This window comes from Polyangium spumosum (assembly GCF_009649845.1).
Classification (GTDB): domain Bacteria; phylum Myxococcota_A; class Polyangia; order Polyangiales; family Polyangiaceae; genus Polyangium; species Polyangium spumosum.
The window spans coordinates 148,680-169,981 of sequence record NZ_WJIE01000003.1 but is presented as its reverse complement, the minus strand read 5'-3'; the positions used below and the strand labels follow the sequence as shown (position 1 = coordinate 169,981).

At 69.4% G+C, this 21,302-nt stretch carries 16 protein-coding genes; 12 read left to right on the top strand and 4 right to left on the bottom strand.

Going from position 1 to position 21,302, the window contains the following annotated elements; genetic code table 11:
- Positions 1-33 precede the first annotated feature (33 nt).
- Complete coding sequence (locus tag GF068_RS10695; protein WP_153819276.1) at positions 34-645, top strand: putative metal-binding motif-containing protein; 612 nt, start codon at positions 34-36, stop codon at positions 643-645.
- Between the two features lie 12 nt (positions 646-657).
- Here GF068_RS10695 and GF068_RS10690 read toward each other — a convergent pair whose 3' ends face one another.
- Positions 658-1,458 carry a YwiC-like family protein gene (locus GF068_RS10690; protein WP_170319417.1) on the bottom strand — a complete coding sequence of 267 codons (801 nt, stop codon included), beginning with the start codon at positions 1,456-1,458 and terminating at the stop codon, positions 658-660.
- 58 nt (positions 1,459-1,516) lie between these two features.
- The gene (locus GF068_RS43470; protein WP_170319416.1) at positions 1,517-1,693 is read right to left on the bottom strand and encodes a hypothetical protein; all 177 of its coding nucleotides are present in this window, start codon (positions 1,691-1,693) and stop codon (positions 1,517-1,519) included.
- Positions 1,694-1,845: 152 nt separating this feature from the next.
- Here GF068_RS43470 and GF068_RS10685 point away from each other — a divergent pair, with 152 nt between their 5' ends.
- The 3 genes from GF068_RS10685 (at position 1,846) to GF068_RS10675 (ending at position 3,716) form a co-directional block, all read left to right on the top strand.
- The gene (locus GF068_RS10685; protein ID WP_153819274.1) at positions 1,846-2,238 is read left to right on the top strand and encodes a hypothetical protein; all 393 of its coding nucleotides are present in this window, start codon (positions 1,846-1,848) and stop codon (positions 2,236-2,238) included.
- Positions 2,239-2,331: 93 nt separating this feature from the next.
- Positions 2,332-3,087: a hypothetical protein gene (locus GF068_RS10680; RefSeq protein WP_153819273.1), complete on the top strand. Its 756-nt coding sequence runs from the start codon at positions 2,332-2,334 to the stop codon at positions 3,085-3,087.
- Positions 3,088-3,089: 2 nt separating this feature from the next.
- Positions 3,090-3,716, top strand: coding sequence for a TPM domain-containing protein (locus tag GF068_RS10675; RefSeq protein WP_153819272.1), 627 nt, complete (start codon positions 3,090-3,092; stop codon positions 3,714-3,716).
- On the opposite strand, the gene GF068_RS10670 is transcribed toward GF068_RS10675, so the two are convergent.
- Complete coding sequence (locus GF068_RS10670; RefSeq protein ID WP_153819271.1) at positions 3,697-4,206, bottom strand: hypothetical protein; 510 nt, start codon at positions 4,204-4,206, stop codon at positions 3,697-3,699. The two genes, GF068_RS10675 and GF068_RS10670, sit on opposite strands and share 20 nt — an antisense overlap.
- On the opposite strand from GF068_RS10670, the gene GF068_RS10665 reads away from it, so the two are divergent.
- The 6 genes from GF068_RS10665 to GF068_RS10640 all read left to right on the top strand — a co-directional run bounded on the left by GF068_RS10665 (position 4,196) and on the right by GF068_RS10640 (position 16,789).
- A complete protein-coding gene (locus GF068_RS10665; RefSeq protein ID WP_153819270.1) occupies positions 4,196-5,482 on the top strand; it encodes a Tim44 domain-containing protein in 1,287 nt (428 codons plus the stop codon). The genes GF068_RS10670 and GF068_RS10665 overlap by 11 nt on opposite strands.
- An 89-nt stretch (positions 5,483-5,571) precedes the next feature.
- Positions 5,572-5,781 (top strand): YtxH domain-containing protein, encoded by a 210-nt coding sequence (locus GF068_RS10660; RefSeq protein ID WP_206079440.1) that lies wholly within the window; start codon positions 5,572-5,574, stop codon positions 5,779-5,781.
- A 156-nt stretch (positions 5,782-5,937) separates the two neighbouring features.
- Entirely contained in the window at positions 5,938-11,682 is a 5,745-nt protein-coding gene (locus GF068_RS10655; RefSeq protein ID WP_153819269.1) for an alpha-2-macroglobulin family protein, read from the top strand.
- Complete coding sequence (gene pbpC / locus GF068_RS10650) at positions 11,679-14,111, top strand: penicillin-binding protein 1C (RefSeq protein ID WP_153819268.1); 2,433 nt, start codon at positions 11,679-11,681, stop codon at positions 14,109-14,111. Before GF068_RS10655 ends, pbpC begins: the two co-directional genes overlap by 4 nt.
- A 68-nt stretch (positions 14,112-14,179) precedes the next feature.
- On the top strand, positions 14,180-15,460 hold the full coding sequence (locus tag GF068_RS10645; protein ID WP_170319415.1) for an AAA family ATPase: 1,281 nt from the start codon (positions 14,180-14,182) through the stop codon (positions 15,458-15,460).
- A gap of 39 nt (positions 15,461-15,499) precedes the next feature.
- Positions 15,500-16,789: an oxygenase MpaB family protein gene (locus GF068_RS10640; RefSeq protein WP_206079439.1), complete on the top strand. Its 1,290-nt coding sequence runs from the start codon at positions 15,500-15,502 to the stop codon at positions 16,787-16,789.
- On the opposite strand, the gene GF068_RS10635 is transcribed toward GF068_RS10640, so the two are convergent.
- Positions 16,779-17,729 (bottom strand): STAS domain-containing protein, encoded by a 951-nt coding sequence (locus GF068_RS10635; protein ID WP_153819266.1) that lies wholly within the window; start codon positions 17,727-17,729, stop codon positions 16,779-16,781. The two genes, GF068_RS10640 and GF068_RS10635, sit on opposite strands and share 11 nt — an antisense overlap.
- Before the next feature lie 393 nt (positions 17,730-18,122).
- Here GF068_RS10635 and GF068_RS10630 point away from each other — a divergent pair, with 393 nt between their 5' ends.
- Together GF068_RS10630 and asnB are read left to right on the top strand one after the other, a co-directional pair.
- Entirely contained in the window at positions 18,123-19,505 is a 1,383-nt protein-coding gene (locus tag GF068_RS10630; RefSeq protein ID WP_275939138.1) for a KamA family radical SAM protein, read from the top strand.
- A 35-nt stretch (positions 19,506-19,540) separates the two neighbouring features.
- Positions 19,541-21,298, top strand: coding sequence for an asparagine synthase (glutamine-hydrolyzing) (gene asnB / locus GF068_RS10625; protein ID WP_153819265.1), 1,758 nt, complete (start codon positions 19,541-19,543; stop codon positions 21,296-21,298).
- The last annotated feature ends 4 nt before the right edge of the window (positions 21,299-21,302 follow it).

Genomic DNA, 21,302 nt, shown 5'->3' with positions numbered 1-21,302 from the left:
CTCCTCCGCGTGGCTCATGACATTCTTCCTTGCATGTTGAAGAGTTGCGTATCTTGTGAAGGCTTCGTCCCCGGATCGGCCTCGAGCTGCCCCCACTGCGGCGCGGCCGTGGCCACGAGCGGGGCGCCCTCGGCGCTCGCGGGCCTCGGGAAGAGCCTCGCGGCCCTGGCGACGGGCGGGGCGATGGCCGTCACGCTCATGGCTTGTTATGGCCTGCCCCCGTGCGAGTCGAGCGTGGACGCCGACGGCGACGGCGTCCCGGCCTGCAACGACTACGGCAACAGCGATTGCGACGATACGAACAGGGACATCCACCCGGGCGCCGAGGATCCGAAGGGCGACGGGATCGATCAGAACTGCGACGGCGTCGACGGCAAGGCCTGGGACGAGCCGGACGCGGGCGACGGCGGGGCGTGTATTTCCTGCGCGATGGGCCTGTCCACGCTGGGCACGACGGACGTCGACGTCTGCGAAGGCCCGGCCCTCACGGCGTTCCAGGCGCTCAAGCAATGCGCCTGCCAGGACGTCTGCGCGGCCGTATGCCAGGACAACTCTTTCTGCACGGGCGTCGCGACGCCGGCCGATTGCCAGGCCTGCCTCGATACGCAGTGCAGCACGCAGAAGCTCGATTGCCAGGAAAACTAGCCCGCCCGACGCCTAGCGCAGCGTGGCGACGAGGACCCCGAGCGTCGCCACGCACGCGCCCATGAGCCCCCACCCGATGCGGCGCAAATGCCGCGTGTGCACCCGGAACACGCTGACCCCGAGCGAGAGCATCACGAACGGCGCGAGCGCGATCGGCGCGCCGAGCGGGAGCACGCCCCGGAGCGCGAGGACCACGCTCGCCGCGCCGAGGCCGATCGTCACGACGTACGCGGCGACGAGCAGCACGCTCCCCTCGTGTTTCGCCCGCGCGATCACGGCGCGCACCGCGAGCGTGGACATGAGGAACGCCGTCGTCCACACGATCCAGGCCACCGCCGCGGGCAACACCGCGACGCCGCCCGCAAGCGCCACCGGAAAACCCGCCCCCGAGAGCGCCGCCGCCGCGACGATCTCCCCCGCCGTCGTCTTCTCTTCCTTCCGCCAGACGAACGCCATGACCACGAGCCCGAGCAGCGCCGGCGGGACGAGCCCGAGCCTCGCCTCGGGCGGCGCGAAGAGCAAACCGACCACGCCCGCGAGCACCATCACGCAGGCGAGCACGGCGAGGCGGCTGGCCGCGCGCGGGCCGTCCTGCGCGCGGGCCTTCTTGCCGCGCTGGCCGAGCAGGACGAGCAGAGGCTCGTGCGCGAGGAACGCGGCCACCCACGCGATCGCGAGGCCAAACGCCGCGATCCCCGGCCGGCCGAGGGCGAGGCCGGCCACGAGCGGCAGGCCGAGCTGACCGTAAGCGCCATGCTCCCGCGGCGCGAGCGAACGCGCAGGAGCCGAGGCGGCGAGCGGGGCCGAGGACATGCTCCTTCCCATCGCACTCCGCGCCCCGGCTGGCAACGGCCGTGAGCGGCTCCTTTGGCTAGATCTCCTCCGATTCTTCGGCGCTCGAGCGTGGGTCGTGCTCCTCGATGAGCTCGTCGATCGTCGGCTCGGCGCGTTGCCGCTCGCGCTCGCGCTCGGCCTCTCCGTGTTGCATCTCCCGCTGGCGCACGCCCACCGTTCGTTTCGGGTCGTGGCCGTACTCCTGGTTCGGCATGGGTGGAGCCTCCTCCCCGCCTGCACCTGGGGCCGCCTCGGCCGCGCCGGAAGGGGTCGCGTGCAGGATCTTGCCACCGGAGCCCGTTCGTGAGACACAACTTGCCTGAACTGTCGGCCGAGGTGCCCGTCCCTCGGCGATGCAAGGGGATCGTGAAGTCGCTCCGCCATCTCGCCGCCCTCTGCGTGCCCTTCGTCCTGGTTGCCCTCGCGGGAGGGCCCTTGGGTTGCCAGCTCGTCGCCATTCCCGACGCGCCCCAGGCGCCGAAGGTCCAGCTCCCGCAGATGCCCCAGGCGCCCGAGCTCCCTTCGATGGACGTGCCTGCGCCGCCCTCGGTCTCGCTCCCATCGGCGCCCGAGAAGCCGAAGATGGACGTGCCGCTCGACGAGGACACCGAGGTCTGCTGCTTGCGGAGCGGCCCCGTCGAGCAGGTCTGCGGCGGTGACGCGAAGCGCTGCTGCACCATCAAGCTCGAGCGCGACACCTGCGAGAGCCAGGGTGGCCTCTGGTTCCACAGCGTCCGCGGCTGCGCCGGCGCTTGTTAGCAGGTCACGGAGGAGGCGAAGGCTGGTAGACTGGCCTTCATGCCTCTCCGGGCGGCTCGCTTTTTCGTTTTCCTCCTCGTTCCCGCATTCGCGGTGAGTTGTTTTGGCAAGGACCTGAGGGACGTCCTCGCCGAGCATCGCGCCCCGGTCGAGGCGAAGCTCGCCAAGGTGAAGGCCCTGCGCGAGCAGGCCCGCGCCCTGCCCGCGGTATCGAGCGACGCCGTGCACATCGCGGGCGGCCCTGCCCCCGTGCTCGCGTGGAAAGCGGGCGCCGTGGGTGTCAATGCCTCCATCGTTCACCTGGAGGATCTCGACGACCTCACGGAGCTCGGGAACATCCGACATCGGGCGTCGCTGAGCAAGACGATCAATCGATGCGCGTCGGTGTTCGCGACCCATCGGGAGCCGTACAACGCGGCGTACCCGCGATTGACGCCGCCGCCGCCGATGAGCAGCCATGGCGCGGACGAGGTGCTCGGCCTCTGTCAGGCATTGCGGTACCTGCTCGTGATTCGCTCCCTCGCGTTCGTGGAGCCCTCGGACCCGCGGGCCTCGATCTCGTGCAGCGTGGGAGACGCGGGCGCGGACGGCGGCAATGCGAGCGCGAGCGAGACCTGTCATCGATTCGACGGCGGGTATCTGAAGGCGGACGTGCTCGTCTTCGACGTGGAGACGCAGCGCCACCTCGGCGGGTTCGTTTTCGTGGCCGAGAGCAGCGCCATGGTCGACGTCACCACGAGCGGGGTGAACGTCAAGGGCGGGCTCGAGCGCAATTTCGACGGCAACATCGATGACGCGCTCCAGGCGGCGGCGCGCAAGGTGCTCCCTGACCTCCCCACCGGGAACTGATCATGGCATCGATATCGTGGCGAAACGACGGGCCGGAGCGGGAGCAGGTGGAGGGCCTCATCAAGGAGATCGAGGCCACGTGCTCCGCCGAGATCGTGGTCACGGTGCGGCCCCGGTCGGGGGTGTATCGCCAGGCGGACCACCTGTTCGGCGCGATATGCGCGTTCCTCGGCCTCTGCGTCTACATTTATGCGCCCACGGAGTTCACGGACGACCTCGTGCCGCCGGCCTTGCTCCTTTTGTTCGTCGCGGGGGCCGTCTTCTGCGCGAACGTCGCGCCGCTGCGCCGGCTCCTGCTCTCCGAGGCGCTCATGGCGCGGCAGGTGCGCTCGGCCGCGCGGGAGGCGTTCCTGGACCAGGGTATCGCGGGGACGCGGGATCGTACGGGGATCCTCATTTACATCTCCGTCTTCGAGCGCCGCGCCGAGGTCGTCACCGACATCGGCATCCTCCGCCGCGAAAGTGAAGATCAGCCCGGCCGGGCCATTCGCGAGATCGAGCGCGCCGTGGCGGAGCGTTTGCCCATGGAGGGGTTTGCCGCGGCGGTACGGGGCCTCGGCGCCTGGCTGAAGGAGGCGCTGCCGCCGCGCGTGGACGACATCAACGAGCTCAGCGACGAGGTGAGGTGACCATGAGACGGATCGAGCGGCTCCTCGGATCGGCGCTCCTCTCGCTCCTGCTTTTGTGCCCGAGCGAAGACGCCTCCGCGCGCCCCGGCGGCGGCAGCTCGTTCAAGGGCGGCTCGCGTTCGTCCGGAAGCAGCAGCCGTTCGTCGAGCAGCAGCAGCAGCGGCAGCCGTTCGTCGAGCAGCGGCAGCCGTTCCTCCGGATCGAGCTGGAGCAGCCGGCCAACAACGTACGGTGGGAGCGCCGGGAGCGGCTCGAGGAGCGAGGTCACGCCGAGAAAAACCGTCTGGGCGTTCCGAGACCAGAGCGGTGTTCTTCGTGCCAAACAGAATGCGTCGCCCAGCGTCTCCTTGTATCCGGCGCCCGCGCCGCACGCGCCCATTCCGATCGGGCCCGACACGACGTCGACCGGGGAGCGGATCTTCGGGTTCGTCTTCGGCGCGGGCTTCTTCGCGGTGGGCGCGGGCGTGCTCGCGACGCCCATGTTCCTCATCGGGCTGTTCCTCCGGAGGCAACGAAGGCGCTTGATGCTCGACGTCGGCTGGTCGTCCGCCGGCCATTTCGTCTCGCCAGGCGCCTCCCACGTGCCGGAGGAGAGCCCGGCCGAGGTCCGCCGCAAAATGGAGTGGCTGCGCGGACAGGACCCCGATTTTTCGGTCATCCTCCTCGAAGACTTCATCACCGCGCTCTACGTCGAGGCGCACACGGCGCGTGGCTCGAATGCCCTCGAGAAGTATTCCCCTTATCTCCGCCCGGCGGCGCGGAGCACCCTCGGCAGCTTGCCGCGCGTGCCGGTCAGCACGGTGATCGTGGGGGCGCTCCGGCTCGTCCATTTCGCGACGGACGGTCGGACGCAGCAGAGCCGGCTCGTCGTGGAGCTCGAGTCCAATTCTACGGAGGAGCCGCCGGGCGCCGCCCCGGTCTCCCATTACGCGCTGGAGCGCTGGACCTTCGTGCGGTCCTTCGGCGCGCGCTCGCGTTCGCCCGATCGGGTCCGCTCGTTCGCCTGCCCCAACTGCGGCGCCCCGCTCGAGCGCACGACGCACGGGCGCTGCACGTATTGCAGCCAGGCCGTGGACTCGGGCCAGTTCGATTGGGTCGTCGAGAAGATCGACCTCCTCGCCCGCGAGACGCGTGGCCCGATGCTCACCGGCACGACGGAGGAGGAGGGCACCGAGCTGCCCACGGTGCTCGATCCGGGGCTCTCCGCCGCGAGAATCGAGATGGCGCGTCGCGATCCGTCCTTCAACGAGCAGGCGTTCTTCGGGCGCGTGCAATGGATCTTCGCGACCATGCAGCACGCGTGGACGTCGCTCGAATGGCAGCGCGCCCGCCCGTGCCTCACGGATCGGCTGTGGAGGGCGCAGAGCTACTGGATCGAGGCCTACCGGCAGCAAGGGCTGCGCAACGTCACCGAGAATGCGCGTATCCTGCGCATCGAGCTCGTGCGGATCGCCGCGGACCGGTGGTACGAGGCCGCGACCGTGCGGGTGCACGCGACGGGGCTCGATTACACCGTCCGGACGGTGGACGGCGTGGTCGTCGGGGGCCATCGGGCAAAGGAGCGCGCGTACACCGAATACTGGACCCTCGTGCGGAGCGCGGCCAGGCACGGCCCCACGCGCGCGCAGCCGGCCTGCCCGCAATGCGGCGCGACGCTCACCATGGAGATGGCCGAGCGCTGCGGTCATTGCGGGACGCTCGTCGAGGCGAGCACGTTCGACTGGGTGCTGAGCCGGATCGAGCAGGACGAGGTGTACACCGGTTGATCGGCCCGCCCGGTCGTCGTCCGGCGGGCGTGTTTCTGCACGCCCGTGCGCTCGTCCCGAGCGGCATGTTTCTTGGATTGCCCGTGGGCATGAAACACCTCATGGCGCTCGGGATGGTTGCATTCGGGTTGGGCCTCGCGGCGTGCGGGGGCGGGAGCGGCGAGGGCGCGAAGACGCCGGAGGCCGTCGAAGAGGACGCCGAGAAGGCGGGCGAGAAGGCTGGAGAGGCCATGGAAGAGGCCGGCGACAAGGCGGAGGAGGCCGGCGACAAGGCCGAGCAGGAGATGAAGCAGGAGTAAACGCGGGCTCGGAGCCGATCAGGCTCGCCCGCTCGTCGGCGGCGCGTGCGGCGCGGCTCCCACACGCCGCGGCCCGTCGGACACACGCCGGAGCACGTAACCACACGTTTTTATTCATCTCCTGGCCGGGCGCAGGGCGTGGAAGGAGCGTGGACCATGCCCTCCGCCCGCACCCGTCCCCTCTGGCTCGTCCCGGCCGTGCTCTTCGCCTCCTCGTTCGGGCTCGTCTGCAGCAGCACGCCGTCCGTTCCCACCACCGTGCCCGGACAACCCCCGCCGCCCGTCTTGATCGAGCGGGCGGTGCACGAGGGCGACGAGCCGCTCGTGTTTCCTCCGGCCGTCTCGCGGAATGCTCGTCTCCCGGTGCATGGTTACGAGGTCGATCGCTCTTCCGCCGACCTCGCCGTACGCAGCCCGGGGCTCGACAGCGACGGCACATTCTCCTTCCACGGCACCTCGTTCCGTATCGTCTTCAATCAGCCCGTCGCGCGCCCCGCGGCGGATCCGGCCGCGAAGAGGCCCACGAAGGCCGCGGAGGGCACGATTCGCTTGACGCCCAGCGTGGAGGGGGAGGCGCGCTGGATCGACGACACCACGCTCGAATTCGTGGCGAAGCGCCCGTTCGACACGGAGACCACGTACGCGGTCGAGCTCGGCGAATTGAAGACGCCCGCGGGCGCCTCCCTGAAGCAGGCGTGGAGAGCGCAATTCAAGGCGACCCCGGGCGTCACGATCGCCGGAAAGGATCTCGGATACCTGCCCGTCCCCGGCCGCCACCGCGTGATCGCGATGCACCCGAACGACGGCCGCGAGATCGGCGCGCGCGAGACGTTCGCCGTGCTTTACGATCAGCCGATCGACCTCCCCCTCGCGCGCAGCCTGATCACGCTGAGGGACGCGGCCACCAAGGTGCCCGTCTCGATTGTCCTCGACCACCCGAAGGCGCCGACGTTCCAGGGGATCAAGGTCGATCCGAATTTCGTCGTGCTCGTCCGCCCCGCCTCGCCCCTGCCGGCGGGCAAGAGGCTCGTCCTCCAGGCCAAACCTCGTCATCTGGAGAAGCTCCATCAGGCGCGCGAGGTCGACGTGACCGTGGCCGAGCCGCTCGTGTTCCGCGACGTGACCTGCGAATGGTACTGGGACGACGACGGCCGGCAGCGGTCGTGCACGTTCCAGGACGGGAAGCTCTTCACGGCGGGGCGCGAGATTCGCGTGTCGTTCAATCATCCCATCGCGACCGCCGACGACAAACTCGCCTCCCGCGTTCGCGTGAGCCCGCCCGTGCGGAACATGAGCGTGCGGAACGAGCGCTGGGACGACGAAATCGTGATCCGCGGGGAGTTCGAGCCCTCGAAATCGTACGAGGTCACGGTCGACGGGCTCGTCGATGATCACAAAAGCCGCCTCGCGAAGCCCGTGTCTTTCCGCGTCGAGATGGCCCCGATGCCCGCGAGCGTGACCATGGCGGACGGCATGTTGTGGCTCGACCCGGAGACGACGCGCCATTTCGTCGTGACCTCGCGCAACGTCTCGAAGGCCTCGCTGCTCGCCTGGCCCGTCGACTCCGCGGATCGCGCCGCGCAGGAGGCCGCGCTCCGGCGGGTGCGCACGCGCGAGTTGCCCCCCGAGGCCGCGCCGGTGCGGATCCCCATCGCCGTCAAGGCCGAGCGAAACAAGCTCGTCACGACGCAGATCGACCTCTCGAAGCACCTCTCGGCGGGGCGGAGCTACGTCACCACGATCGTGGCCGACGAGCTCGCCCACAACGCGAAGCTCGCGAAGATGCCGCGGGGCAGCGAGGCGGGAAAGCCGCTCGTCGCTCTGATTCGCCCCGGCGACGAGCGTTCGCTCGCCGTGCACACACGCGCGACGCCGAATGCGACGATCGTGCAGGTCTCGCGGCTCGCGGGCGGCGCGCCGGTGCCGGGCGCGCTCGTGCGACTCTCCGGGGACGAGGATTCGGCGGGCGTGACGACGGACGCCTCGGGCGTGGCGCTCCTGCCCTTCGACCTGCGCACGACGGAGAGGCCTTTCCTCGACGTGCGCGCGCAGGACGCGGATTTTATTCTCCCGCTCGGCGGCGAGGGGATCTCGGAGCGTCAAATCTTCCCCGACCTCGCCTCGGGCGAGGACGCCCCCTCCTCGTTCGGCCGGGCGTTCGTCCTGACGGACCGTGGCATTTATCGGCCCGGGTCGAGCGTGTTCGTCAAGGCCACCGTGCGCAAGCCCGATGGGGCGCTGCTCTCGCCGATCGTGGGCGCGCCCCTGCGATTGCACGTCGTGGGGCCGACGGGCGATGACGTCTTTTCGCAGACGCTCACGACGAACGACATGGGGAGCGTCTCCGCGACGGTCGCCATTCCGGCGGACGCGAAGATCGGCCGGCACCAGATCCTGCTTTCGCAGCCGGAGAAGACGGAGGAGTCGCTCGCGAAGACGATCGTGCAGGTCGCGGAGTTCGAGCCGCCTCGATTCGTCGTCGACGTCGACGCGGCCGCGGACGCCAGGAATACGCTGCGCGCCGAGGTGCGCGCCCGGTATCTCTTCGGCGCGCCCATGGACGGCGCGACGGCGTCGTGGACGGTGCGGCGCGAAGGCGCGCCATTCCCCGAGGGGCCCTTGACCTCGGCGGGGCTCTCGTTCCGGCGCGCGCCTCGCTGGTTCGACGACGAAGAGCAGCCGTGGTCGCGCGCGGGCGAGGGGTCGCTCTCCGCCGAGGGGAAACTCGCGGTCGTGCAGGCGCTCGAGGTCGCGCCCGCGCTCGGGCCGCAGAGGTTCGTGATCGAGGCGGACGTGACCGACGCCTCGCACCGCCACGTCGCAGGGCGGGGGAGCGTCGTGGTTCATCCCGCCAAACGATATGCGGGGCTCAAGCTCCCCTCGACGTGGTACGGGGTCGGCGACGACGTGCCCGTCGAGCTCGGCGTGATCGATCCGGAGGGCAAGCCCGTCGAGGGACAAACCGTGACGGCGAAGCTCGAGCGGATCGAGTGGCAATACGCGAAGCGGCGCGGCGCGGGCGGGTCGCTCGAATGGGACTGGACGTCGAAGCGGATCGAGGCCGGCCGCTGCACGGCCACGAGCGCGCGGCAGCCGGTGAAATGCACCGTGAACATCGGCCGCTCGGGCAGCTACGAGATCACGGCCGAGGTCGACGGCCGGCCCGGCGGCGCCATGGGGCTCTGGGCGTACGGGAGCGAGGGGGACGCGCTGCCGGCCGCGCCGGAGCGGCCCCACGCGCTGGAGCTCGCGGCCGACAAATCGAGATATGCGCCCGGCGAGACGGCGAAGATCCTGGTGCGTAATCCGTTCCCCGAGGCGACGCTCGTGACAACCCTCGAGCAGGGCGATCTGATCGAAAAACGGGCGATGCGGGTCAAGGCGGGCGCGACGGTGATCGAGGTGCCGCTCCGGGCCGAGCACGCGCCGTACGTGCACGCGACGGCGACGCTCCTGCCGATCGGCGCGAAGGGTCGCGTCGCGACCGATTACAAGATCGGCGCGGTGCGCCTGCCCGTGGCGATGGCGGGCGCCCGGCTCTCGGTCGCGACGCGGAGCGACAAACCTTTTTACGGACCGGGTGAGGAGGCCGAGATCAGCGTCGAGGTGAAGGACGGCGGCAAGCCCGAGGGGGACGCCGAGGTCGCGCTCGCGGTCGTGGACGAGGGCGTCCTTCGATTGACGGATTTCCACCCGATCGATCCGGCCGCGGCGCTCCGGCCCGGCCGAGGCCTTTCCTTCCGCGTGCGTGATTCGCGGAGCGACCTCGGCGAGCTCTTCGAGCGCAGCCACGTGCCCGGCGACGGCGGCGGCGCGGCGCTCTCGACGATCACCGAGGCGCGCAAGAAATTCGTGGAGACCGCGCTGTTTTTGCCCGACGTGCGCACGGATGCGCAGGGCAAAGCGAAGGTGCGGTTCAAGCTCCCGGACAACCTCACGGAGTTCCGGATCATGGCGGTCGCGCTCGATCGCGAGGGCAAAGGGGCGCAGAACGAGTCGAGCTTCTTCGTGAAGAAGCCGGTGATGCTCGTGCCGGTCGTGCCGCGATTCGCGCGCGTGGGAGATCGATTCGAGGCGGCGGCGATGCTCCACAACGAGACGGCGAATGCGCTCGGCGCGACGGTGCGGCTCGGGGCGCGCTCGCAGACGGTGAACGTGCCGGCGGGCGGCAAGGCGCGCGTGGGATTCCCGCTCGAGCCGGCGGCCGCGGGCGCGCTCCCACTCGTGTTTTCGGCCGAGGACGAGGCGGGCAAGAGGCTCGACGAGGTGGAGGCGAAGCTCTCGGTGGACGAGCCCGGGATCGACGAGCGTCCGCGGCTCGGCGGGGCGTTTCTCCGGCAACAAGAGGTCTTGCTGGACGTACCTCCCGGCGTGATCGATCGGGGCGGGTTCGTCACGGTGAAGGTAGGCGAGCACCTCTGGCCCGAGCTCGGGGCGCGGCTCGAATGGCTGCTCGGGTATCCGCACGGGTGCGTGGAGCAGACGACGTCGAGCACGCTGCCGCTCATCGCGGCGCGCACGATCCTGCCGCGGATCGGCGTCACGCGCCTCTCTCCGGGGGAGCTCCAGAAGCGGATCGCGTCGGGTATCCAGCGGCTCGCGACCATGCGCACGGATTCGGGCGGCCTCGCCTACTGGCCTGGCGGCGATGATCCGAACGTGTATGGCACGGCGTACGCGATCCGGGCCGTCCTTCTCGCGAAGAAGGCCGGCGTGAACCCGCCCGTCGGCCTGCTCGAGGGAATGCAGCAATTCCTCGCGGATCGAATGCTCGACGAGGACACCGCGCCCGAGGTCTCGGCCGCGATCGCCGAGAGCCTCGCCGACGCGGGCGCGCTCGATCGGAGCGCGGCGGACGCGCTCTTCGATCGGAAGGACAACCAGAGCGTCTTCGGGCTCGGCAGCCTCGCCCTCGCGCTCGCGTCGCTCCCGGGCCAGGAGGATCGCGTGAAGGCGCTGCTCGACCTGATCGAGGCGAGCTTCGACGCGCGCGGCGCGCTCGTGAACACGAAGCGGATGAACGATTTCTATTATTACGGCTCGCCCGCGCGATCCCGCGCGCAGGCGGCCATCGCGCTCGCGCGGCTGCGTCGGTCCTCGCCGATCCTCCCGCTGCTCCTGCGCGAGATCGCGGCCGACATGGACGCGTACACGACCCAGGCGACGGCGTATTCGCTCCTCGCGCTCGGCCAGCACCTCGAAGCGAGCACGGACGACGGCGTGACCGTTCGCGTGAAGCTCGACGGGGAGGTCCTCGCTCCCTCGGCGGATCTCGGCTTCGGAAGCAAAGAGTTCGCCATTCCATTGAGCCGCGTGCGGGGCAAGAAGGCGAAGCTCGTGCTGGAGGCCGAGGGAGATCGTTCGGTCGGGTATGCGATCGCGTCGGCCTGGCAGCGGGCGATCGCGGCCGCGGATTCGCCGGCCGGGACCCGGGGCGAGAATGGACCGTCCGTGTACCGCGTGATCAGCGATCCGCGCGGCGGCGCCGTGGATCTCTCCAAGATCAAGGCGGGCGACCTCCTCCGCGTGGCCCTCTATGCGCGGCTCCCGGAGGTGGACGACCAGCGGCGCGGGTATGTCGCGCTCACGGATCGTTTGCCCGCGGGCTTCGAGCCGGTGCAGCCCGACCTCGCGACGGTGGCGAGCGCGCCGGGGATCGATTCCCATCATCCGTTCTACTCCGCGCTTCGCTGGGAATCGTCGGAGGCGAGCCACATCGAGATGCGGGACGACCGCGTGAACATTTACTTCGACAAGGTCTGGGGAGATTCGGTCGCCGCGACGTTCCTCGTGCGGGCGACGACGCCGGGCGTCTTCGCGCTGCCGGCGGCGGTAGGCGAGCTCATGTACGAGCCCGACGGCGCCGGGTACAGCGACGCGGGGCAGGTGACGATCCAATGAAATGGCGACCCTCCAGGAAGGCCCTCGGGCGGCTCGCCCTCGCGGCGGGCGTGATCACCTGCGTCGTCCTCGGCGTCGCCGTCGCATCGCAGCACGTGCGCGCCGCGGCGGGGGAGCCCTCGGCGAGCCTCGCGGACCGCTGGCACGAGGGGCATCAAATCGTCGATCGCGAGGGGCGCCTCCTGCGCGAGATCGGCTCCGAGGCCGAGCAACGCGGCAGGCCCGTCTCGCTCGATCAAATGGGCGATCGTATCGTGCTCGCGACGCTCGTGAGCGAGGACAAACGTTTCTTCGAGCACGACGGCGTCGACGGGCGAGCGATCGCGCGGGCGATCGGGCAGAACCTCAAGGGCCGGCGTATCGTGTCCGGCGCGAGCACGATCACCCAGCAGCTCGTGAAATTGCTGGACGCCGAGGGAAAACCGTCCCCGCGGACGCTCGAGCGCAAGGTCACGGAGGCGGCGCGGGCGCAGAACCTCGAGGAGGCCGTGGACAAACGGACGATCCTGGAGGCATACATGAACCGGCTCGGGTATGGCCACGGGCTCACCGGGCCGGAGGCGGCGGCGCTCGGGTATTTCGGGGTCTCGGCGAAGGATCTGAGCTGGGCGCAGGCCGCGTGGCTCGCGGTGCTGCCGCGCGCGCCTTCGTTTCTCGGTTCGTATGATCATCCGGAGCGCGCGCGCCTCCGGCAGCGGGCGCTGCTCGACGATCTGCGCGAGGGGGGCGTGATGAGCGAGGCCGACCACGCGCGCGCCGTGGACGAGCCGATCGTGGTGCGGAGGGTCCAGAGGCCGTTTTACGCGCCACACTTCGTCGACGCGACCCTGCGCGAGGTGTCGAAGCCGGGCGAGCGGGGGCACGGGGTGACGAAGACGACGCTCGATCTTCGATTGCAGGAGGATACCGAGGGGCTCGTGCGCACGCACCTCGCGGCGCTCGCCTCGCTGGGCGCGAAGAATGCGGCGGTGATCGTGGTCGACAACAAGGGCGGGGAGGTGCTCGCCTGGGTCGGGAGTGGTTCGTACTGGGACCCTTCGATCGCGGGGCAGGTCGACATGGTGCGGGCCCGGAGGCAGCCGGGGTCGACGCTGAAGCCGTTCGTGTATGCCCTCGCATTCGCCGACGGGCATTCGGCCGCGGAGCCGCTCGCGGACGTGCCGACGCGATTCAGCGAGCAGGGCGGGACGTACGCGCCTGGCAATTTCGACGGGACATTCGAGGGGCCGATCAGCGCGCGGGAGGCGCTCGCGGGCAGCCTGAACGTGCCCGCGGTGCGGCTCGCGGCGGAGGTGGGGGAGGGGCGGCTGCTCGAATCGCTCAGGAACCTCGGGTTCTCGAGCCTCGATCGGGAAGCGAAGCATTATGGTTTGTCGCTCGCGCTCGGGACCGGCGAGGTGACGCTGCGCGAGCTCGCGGGCGCGTACGTGGCGCTCGCGCGGGGCGGAGAGCGGATTCCGACCAGAATCGTCTCCGGCGAGGAGCCGGCGGGCGAGCCCGTGCGCGTGATGGATGCGGCCGTGGCCTCGCTCGTGACGGAGTCGCTCTCCGATCCGCTGGCGCGCGTGCGGGGGCTGCACGGGCGAGGGCCGTTCGACCTCGGGTTTCCGGTGGCCGTGAAGACGGGGACGAGCTCGGGGCACCGCGATACGTGGTGCGTCGGATTCACGCACGAGCGGACCGTGGCGGTATGGATCGGCAATGCGGACGGCGCGCCGACGCAAAAGCTCACCGGCGCGAGCGGCGCGGGGCCGCTCTTCGCCGACGTGATGCGGCGCGCCATGGAGGATATGCCCTCGCGCGCGCCGCTCTGGGACGAGGCGCACCTCGAATCTGCGGAGGTTTGTCCCCTCACGGGAAAGCTCCCCGGGCCCGCCTGCGTGGATCACGCGTCGCGGCATTTTATTCGCGGAGAGGCGCCCAAGGAGACGTGTGATTGGCACGTGCGCGCCAGCACGCGGGAGGGGGCGCGCCCGGGCGAGGCGCCGTTCTCCTGCGATTCGCGGGGGAGCCGCACGATCGTGGTGTTGCCGGAGGCCTACGAGGGCTTTCTCGGGGCCCTGCCGCTCGGCGCGCCGGGCCGTGATCCCTTTGGTTTGCCCTGGCTCTCGCGTTCGTCCGTGCGGGGCTGCGGGGACGCGACGCACGCGGAGCCGGCCCTTCGAATCGACGGGCCCGCGGCGGGCAGCGTCTTCGTGTACGCGGAGGAGGCGGGCGCCGCGCAAGCGATCGTGCTCTCGGCGTCGGCCGCCGGGGAGCCGCGCGTCGGCGAGGTCGAGTTCGTGGTGGATGGCGAGGTCGTGGGCCGATCCCGCTTCCCGTTCCGGGTCCGGTATCACGCGACGCGGGGGGATCACGAGCTCGTGGTACGCCCGGTCGATGCCCTCCTCGCGGTTCGAACGGCAAAAACGAGCTTCTCCGTGCGATGAACGAATACGGCGTTTGACACGCCGGGGGGAGCCGCCCTAGCATGCCGGGCGGAGGGGCGAACCTCGGGATGATCACACGCATCGAGATCGACGGATTCAAGTCGTTGCGCGCCTTCTCGCTCGATCTCGAGCCGCTCACCGCGATCGTCGGGCCGAACGGGGCGGGGAAGTCCAATCTCTTCGACGCGCTCGCCCTGCTCGCGAAGGTGGCGGAGACGAACCTGGTCACCGCGTTCAAGGGCGGACGAGGGCGTATTCGGGACCAGTTCGCGCGCACGCCCGAGGGGGTGGAGCGTTCGATGCGCTTCGCCGTCGAGCTCCTGCTCTTGCCCGGGTCGTCGAGGCACGAGCTCGGGCAGTCGCGCGTGCGCTACGAGGTCGAGATCGAGCGGACGATCGAGCGCGGGGGGCTCGACGGGCTCGTGATCACGCGGGAGCGGCTCTTGCCGCTGCGGCAGGGCGCGGACGCGTGGATCGAGCATCACCCGCATTGGGGGCCGCTCGCGCGGTACGGGACGGCGGAGCTCTGCGTCGAGCTCGAAGGGGCCTCGGGGCCGGAGCGGATCGTGCGGATGGAGCCGGGCGACGGCGGCCCTTCGTTATCGGTGGACATCGGGCGGGACCGCAGCCTGCTTTCGCTCCCTTATGCGCTCGTGACGGCGCTCGTCGAGGCGACGAGCCGCGAGCTCCGCAGCTTTCGGCTCCTGCACCTCGAGCCGCATCGGCTCACGAAGCCGAGCGACCGAGCGGCCGGTACGACGCTGGCGGAGGACGGATCGAACCTGCCGACCGTGCTCGCCGCGCTCGGGCCGGAGTCGCGCGCGGCGATCCGGAAGGACATGGAGACGCTCCTGCCCGGGTTTCGTGGCTTCGAGGTGACGCCCTTCGAGGACGAGCTCCGGCTGGAGGCCGATTTCATGGATACGAAGCGCCTGCCGGCCCGGCTCCTCTCGGACGGAATGCTCCGGCTGCTCGCGCTCTTCACGCTCTTGCGATCGGCGCGGCGGGGGGCGATCGTGGCGATCGAGGAGCCCGAGAACGGCGTGTATCCGGGCAGGCTGCGCGCGCTCGTGGATTCGCTGCTCTCGGCGACGTCGCCGACGCTCGGGGAGGTGACGACCGTACCGCAAGTGCTCCTGTCCACGCATTCGACCGCGATCATCGCGTCGCTCCGCGGTTTGCCCCGGGCGATCGTGTTCGCCGACCTCGTGCGCGGGCGTGACGGGATGCGCTCGACGAGGATGCGGCACGTGGTATCGGAGGGGGAGAGCGAGAGCGGTGCGGTCCCGAGCGTGTCCTCGGGCGAAATGATGCGGCTCCTCGAGTCGTCCCGACCCTGGGACGATTGAGAAAACCCATCCTTCGGGGCGCGCGTCGATCTCGATTGCGTGCTGGGCACGAAGGGGACGGGGATGGAGGGGGACGCGTTTGTCCGGCCGGCGTCCGTCGACCGGATTCCGACCGAATTCCAGTACTGGACGAACATGAAGGAGGCGGGCGCGCAGAAGCGTCGCAGGCGCCTCCGGATGCTGCTCGGCTTCGATCCCGTATTGCCTGACGAGCTCGTCCGGACGTTCGCGTATTCTTATTACGACGCGGATCCCGTGGCCGAGGCGTTCGTCGAGGACGTCTACCTCGCGCGGGGGCAGGCGGCCGGGCGGGCGCTCGTGGATCGGGCCCTCGAATGCGGGGTGGCGTCCATCGAGGACGCGCCCGCGTCGCTCCGGGCGCTCTTCGCCGAGGTGGAGACAGAGCCGGCGTGGCTCGATTGGGAGAAGGTCGAGCTCGGCGCGCGGGTATGGCGGCGCCACGGGACGCACGTGTTCAGCTTCGCGGGCGCCGCCACGCTCGAAGGGTATCACGAGTGCTCGGTCGCGAAGCCGCTCGCGTTCACCGGCGCGTATGCCGGGGAATCGGCGCACCGGCGTTTCCTGGAGACGGTCGCGTTCTGGATCGACGTCTCGGAGCCGGGCGGATTGCGGCCGGGCGGGACGGGGAGGAAGACGGCGCTGCGCGTCCGATTGATGCACGTATTCGTGCGCAAGCGGCTCCTCCGGCACCCGGCGTGGGACCTCGACGCCTGGGGCGTCCCGATCAGCCAGGCCGACGGCCTGGTCACGCTCATGGCGGGCAGCGTGGGCCTCGTCGCGCTGAAGAAGCTCGGTTATCGCACGAGCCGCGAGGAGATCGAGGCGCTCATGCATTTCTGGCGGTACGTGGGGCATTTGATGGGCATGCAGCCCCGGTGGTATCCGCCTACCTACGAGGACGGCCTGCGCCTCCTGTTCACGACCCTCGAGAAGGGCGCGAAGAAGGCGGGCGAGGACGGCGTGGTCCTGGCGCGGTCGTACGTGCGATCGTATGCGCCGCGCGAGGGGGATCCGCCGCTCGTGGCCCTGCGGAAGAGGCTCGAATACCACATCGAGCTCGGCTATACGCATTTCTTCGTCTCCTCGGCCTCGTTCCGCGCCTTCGGCTTGCCGGATCCGGGGCTCTGGAGGTTTCACCCGTACGCGCAGGCCCCGCTCGTCTTCGCGCTGGAGACGGCGCGCAAGCACGTCGGGAGGATCGACGATTGGGCGGAGCGGTTCGCGCGGCGGCGCGCGCAGCAATGGCTCGACGCGCACCTCGGGCCCCGGCGCGCGGAGTACAAGGCGGTCGAGACGTTCACGCGTTGAGGCGGGAGGGGCGGCGCGGCCCAGCGCTGCCGAGGGCGTGTCCGAGCGCGGCGCTCAGCGTGCCGAAGGTGGAGAGCTTCGCGACGTCGATTCCGAGCGAGACGATGATCGTGGCCACGCGGGGCGAGATGCCCGAGACGAGGCACTGGCAGCCGAGGAGCGTGGCGGCGCGGACCATGGCCATGAGGTGCTCCAGCGTCGCGGCGTCCACGTCCTCGAGGCCCGTCAGATCGAGGATGCTGACGCGGACATTGCCGCGGGAGATCTCGGCGAGCAGCGCGTCGGTCATGGCCGAGGCGCGGGCCTCGTCGACGGCGCCGAGCACGGGCATCGCGAGGACGCCGTCCCAGACATGGAGGAGCGGGCTCTTGAGCTGCCGGAGCGCCCGCTCGTTGCGCTCGAGCGCGAGGGATTGCTCGATGCGGTCGGTGATGTCGAAGATGTAGCCGAAGTAATGGGTGATCTGGCCGCTCTCCGGGTCGCGGCGGATGACCGTGTAATCGGCGATCCAGAGCGTTCGTCCGTCGCGCCGCTTCAGGCGATAGGGCTCGTGGGCGAACCATTCGGCGCCGCTCGCGCTGAACGTGGCGACCTCTTCGCCCACGCGTTTCAGGTCCTCCGGGTACACGAGGTCGGAGTATTTGAGCGCGCCCGCGAGGTAATCCTCCATGGGAAAACCCGTGAGATCGATCACGTTCTGGGAGACATACTCGACGGGCCAGCCCTCGGTGGCGCGCCATCGAAAGACGACGACCGGGCCCACGGAGAAGAGGAGGCGCTCCTGCTTTCGCGTGCGCAGGCTCTCGATGGTGCGATTGAGGTTCTGTTCGATGTCGCCGAGCGGGCCCTCGTCGATATCCTGGATCAGGTCGGGCACCGCCTCCTCGGCGATACGCGCCAAGGAATTGGCGATTCGACGCAGTCTCTCGGCATGATCCATGTGGGTTCCTTCGGTTCGAGCATCCCCCCGAAGCACCTACCCCACGGAAGAAAAACGATCCCACTCTACCCCAGTCGAGCTCCCGTCGACAAGAGCCATCGTGCGCGACGCTCGAATCAAATTCGGGGATGGTGGAATGGGCTGTGCGCTCCTCTACCTCGTGCAGTGTCGCCAAAATGTGGTTTGTGGCACGTGGTCAGCTTGCTTGCTCTGGGGGTGGGCACGCTTGCGTTCGTGGTTTTGTTTTCCATATAACCAGACGAATTTGCTGCATTTCTCGGCGCTTTGGGGCGGGGTGTGCCGGGGCGCACGCGCAGCTTGGACGTTTTTGTTGTTGCGAATGTTTGACGTCAAAATTATAAGATTTGAACTCAAACGATCGAAGGAGTTGCCGTGTCCCTTTCCGCGAAGCGTCCAAGCCAGTTCAAAGTGTTCCGACGCAGGGACATCGACAGCATCCCCCAGCTCGCGGCGCTCCCGGCGTCCGAGCGGAATGCCATGAAGGTCGTCTCGGCGGTTCTCCCGTTCCGGGTGAACAACTACGTGCTCGACGAGCTGATCGACTGGTCCAACATCCCCGACGATCCGATCTACCGGCTGACGTTTCCGCACCGGGACATGCTCGGCGATGACGATTTTCGTCGCATGGAGAGCCTGCTCGCCACGAACCCGCCCCCGGCGGCGGTGGAGGCCGCGGCGCGAGAGATCCAGGGACGGTTGAACCCGCACCCGGCGGGGCAGCTCGAGTTCAACGTCCCCATGCTGGACGGGCAGCCGGTGCGCGGACTCCAGCACAAGTACCGGGAGACCGTGCTCCTGTTCCCCACGCAGGGGCAGACCTGCCACGCCTACTGCACCTATTGTTTCCGGTGGCCCCAGTTCGTCGGGCTCGACGACCTGAAGTTCGCCAGCAACGAGGTCGACGAGTTTGTCCGGTATATCCAGGCCCACCCGGAGGTCACGAGCGTCCTCTTGACGGGCGGCGATCCGATGGTCATGCGGACGGGCTTGCTCCGCCGCTACATCGAGCCGCTCCTCGCGCTGCCGCAGGTCGCGTCGATCCGCGTCGGGACGAAGTCCATGGCCTACTGGCCGTTCCGGTTCCTCGACGACGCCGACGCGGACGATCTCTTGCGCCTGTTCGAGCAGGTGGTCCGCGCGGGAAAGAACCTCGCATTCATGGCCCACTACAGCCACCCGCGCGAGCTCGCGACCACGGCGGCAAAAGAGGCGCTCGCCCGCGTCCTCTCGACCGGGGCGACGGTGCGGTGCCAGGCGCCCCTGATCCGTCACGTCAATGATAGGGCCGAGGTGTGGGAGGACATGTGGCGGACGCAGGTCCGCGCAGGCGCGGTGCCGTATTACATGTTCATCGAGCGTGATACCGGGGCGCGTCATTACTTCGAGGTGCCCCTCGTTCGCGCGCACGAGATCTTCCGGGACGCCTACGCGCGTGTCTCGGGGCTCGCCCGGACGGTCCGGGGCCCCTCGATGAGCGCGACGCCGGGCAAGGTCGTCATCGACGGCACGCCGGAGATCATGGGCACGAAGGTGTTCGCGTTGCGCTTCACGCAGGCGCGGGACCCGGCCTGGGTCGGGCGGCCCTTCTTCGCGCGGTTCGACCCTCGGGCCACCTGGCTCGACCACCTGCGGCCCGCCTTCGGCGAAAAGGAGTTTTTCTTCGAACCCTCCCTCGAACGAATGAAGTATTCGAGGGAGAACCCGCTGAAGCCGAGGACGCGCCTGTCGCTGATCGACGAGGTCGGCGTCGCATGAGGAGGGCCCAGCGCCCCCGTCCGTGAGGAGTAGTCATGTGCGGAATTCTCGGAGCATTCTCCGTCGATCAGCCTTTCGCCACGCCGCCCATTCCAGCAAATAGCCTCGAGCGCATGCGCCACCGCGGCCCGGACGCGCAGGGCTGGTACGTCGACGATCACGCGATCCTCGGGTTCCGCCGGCTGGCCATCCTGGATCTCGTCGGCGGCGGTCAGCCGCTCTACAGCGAGGATGAGCAGATCGTCGTCGTCGTCAATGGCGAGATCTACAATCATCACGCGCTGCGCGAGACGCTGAAGGCGCGCCACCGGTTCCGCACCCGCGTCGACGGAGAGGTCCTCATTCACCTCTACGAGGAGCGGGGGATCGAGTTCGTCAACGAGCTCAGCGGCATGTTCGCCTTCGCGCTCTACGATCGAGCGAAGCGCCGCCTGATCCTCGGTCGCGATCGGCCCGGGCTGAAGCCGCTCTTTTACCGGTGGAGCGACGGCGTGCTCCATTTCGCCTCCGAGATGAAGCCCCTCCTGCACGATCGAAAGCCCGCCGTGTGCCGGGAGGCCGTGTCCGATTACCTGCGCTTCGGCTACGTCCCCGCGCCGCTCACGATCCTCGACGGCGTGAACAAGCTCCCGGCAGGCTCGGTGCTCGTCGTGCAGCCCGACACCGCCCCGCGCACGATCCCGTACTGGAAGCTGCGCTTCGAGCACGACGACCGGAAGACGTCGTCGCCCTCCCAGCTCGGGAAATGGGAGGAGGAGCTCCGGCACACCCTGCAAAATGCCGTGCAGGCCCGCCTGGAGAGCGAGGTCCCGATGGGGTTCCTCCTCAGCGGCGGCGTCGATTCGGCCAGCGTCTTCGCGCTGGGCGCGAGCGCGCTTCGAGACCGGAAGGTGCAAGCGTTCACCATAGGATTCCGAGGCGCCGCGATCGACGAATCGGAGGCCGCAGGAGAGGTGGCCAGCCGCTACCAGGCCGAGCACCGCGTCATTCACCTGGACCGCGACGACTCGATGTCGCTCGACGATATTCTGTATTCGGTCGAGGAGCCGGTCTCGACGGACGCATTGCTCCCGACGGCCTGCGTCTTTGGCGCCGTGGCCCGGGCAAACATCACGACGGTGCTGTCGGGCGAGGGGAGCGACGAGCTGTTCGCCGGGTACCGGAAGTTCGCCGTGGCGACCCGCGATCCGGCCGCCAAGGACCTCAGCCCGCTCGAGAGGTACCTGCTGCACGAGGAGTTCGTCTTCCCCTCGCGCGCGGAGCGAGAGGCGCTGCTCGGCGAGAGTGTCTCCGATTCACGCTTCAGCGAGCTCGAACGGGAAGCGCAGGAGCTCGACCCGCTCTCGCAGATGCTCCTCATCGAGACCCGGATGCGGCTGCCGGACCGCATCAATTTGCGGCTCGACCGCACGAGCATGGCGCAGAGCATCGAGGCGCGCGCGCCGTTCATGGAACACAAGGTGATGGAGTTCGCCGCCCGCATCCCGCACGTGTTCCGCACGGGCCCCACGTTCAACAAGTATCTCCTGCGCCACGCGATGCGTGACCATTTGCCGTCGGTCGTCCTCGACGCGCGAAAGGCTCCCTTCCACGCGCCGGATACCTGGTTCACGAATCACCGCGACAGCGACGCGCTGCTCGGCCGCGACGCCGTCGCCGAGGCGGGCCTGGTGAGGCCGGAGCCGGTTCAGGCGCTGCGCGAGCGCGCCCGCGGCGGCGATCGCGCAGCGCAGGAGAAGCTGTTCTCGTTGTTCGTGCTGCACGCGTGGCACCGCGCGTTCTATCGGCGATGAGAAT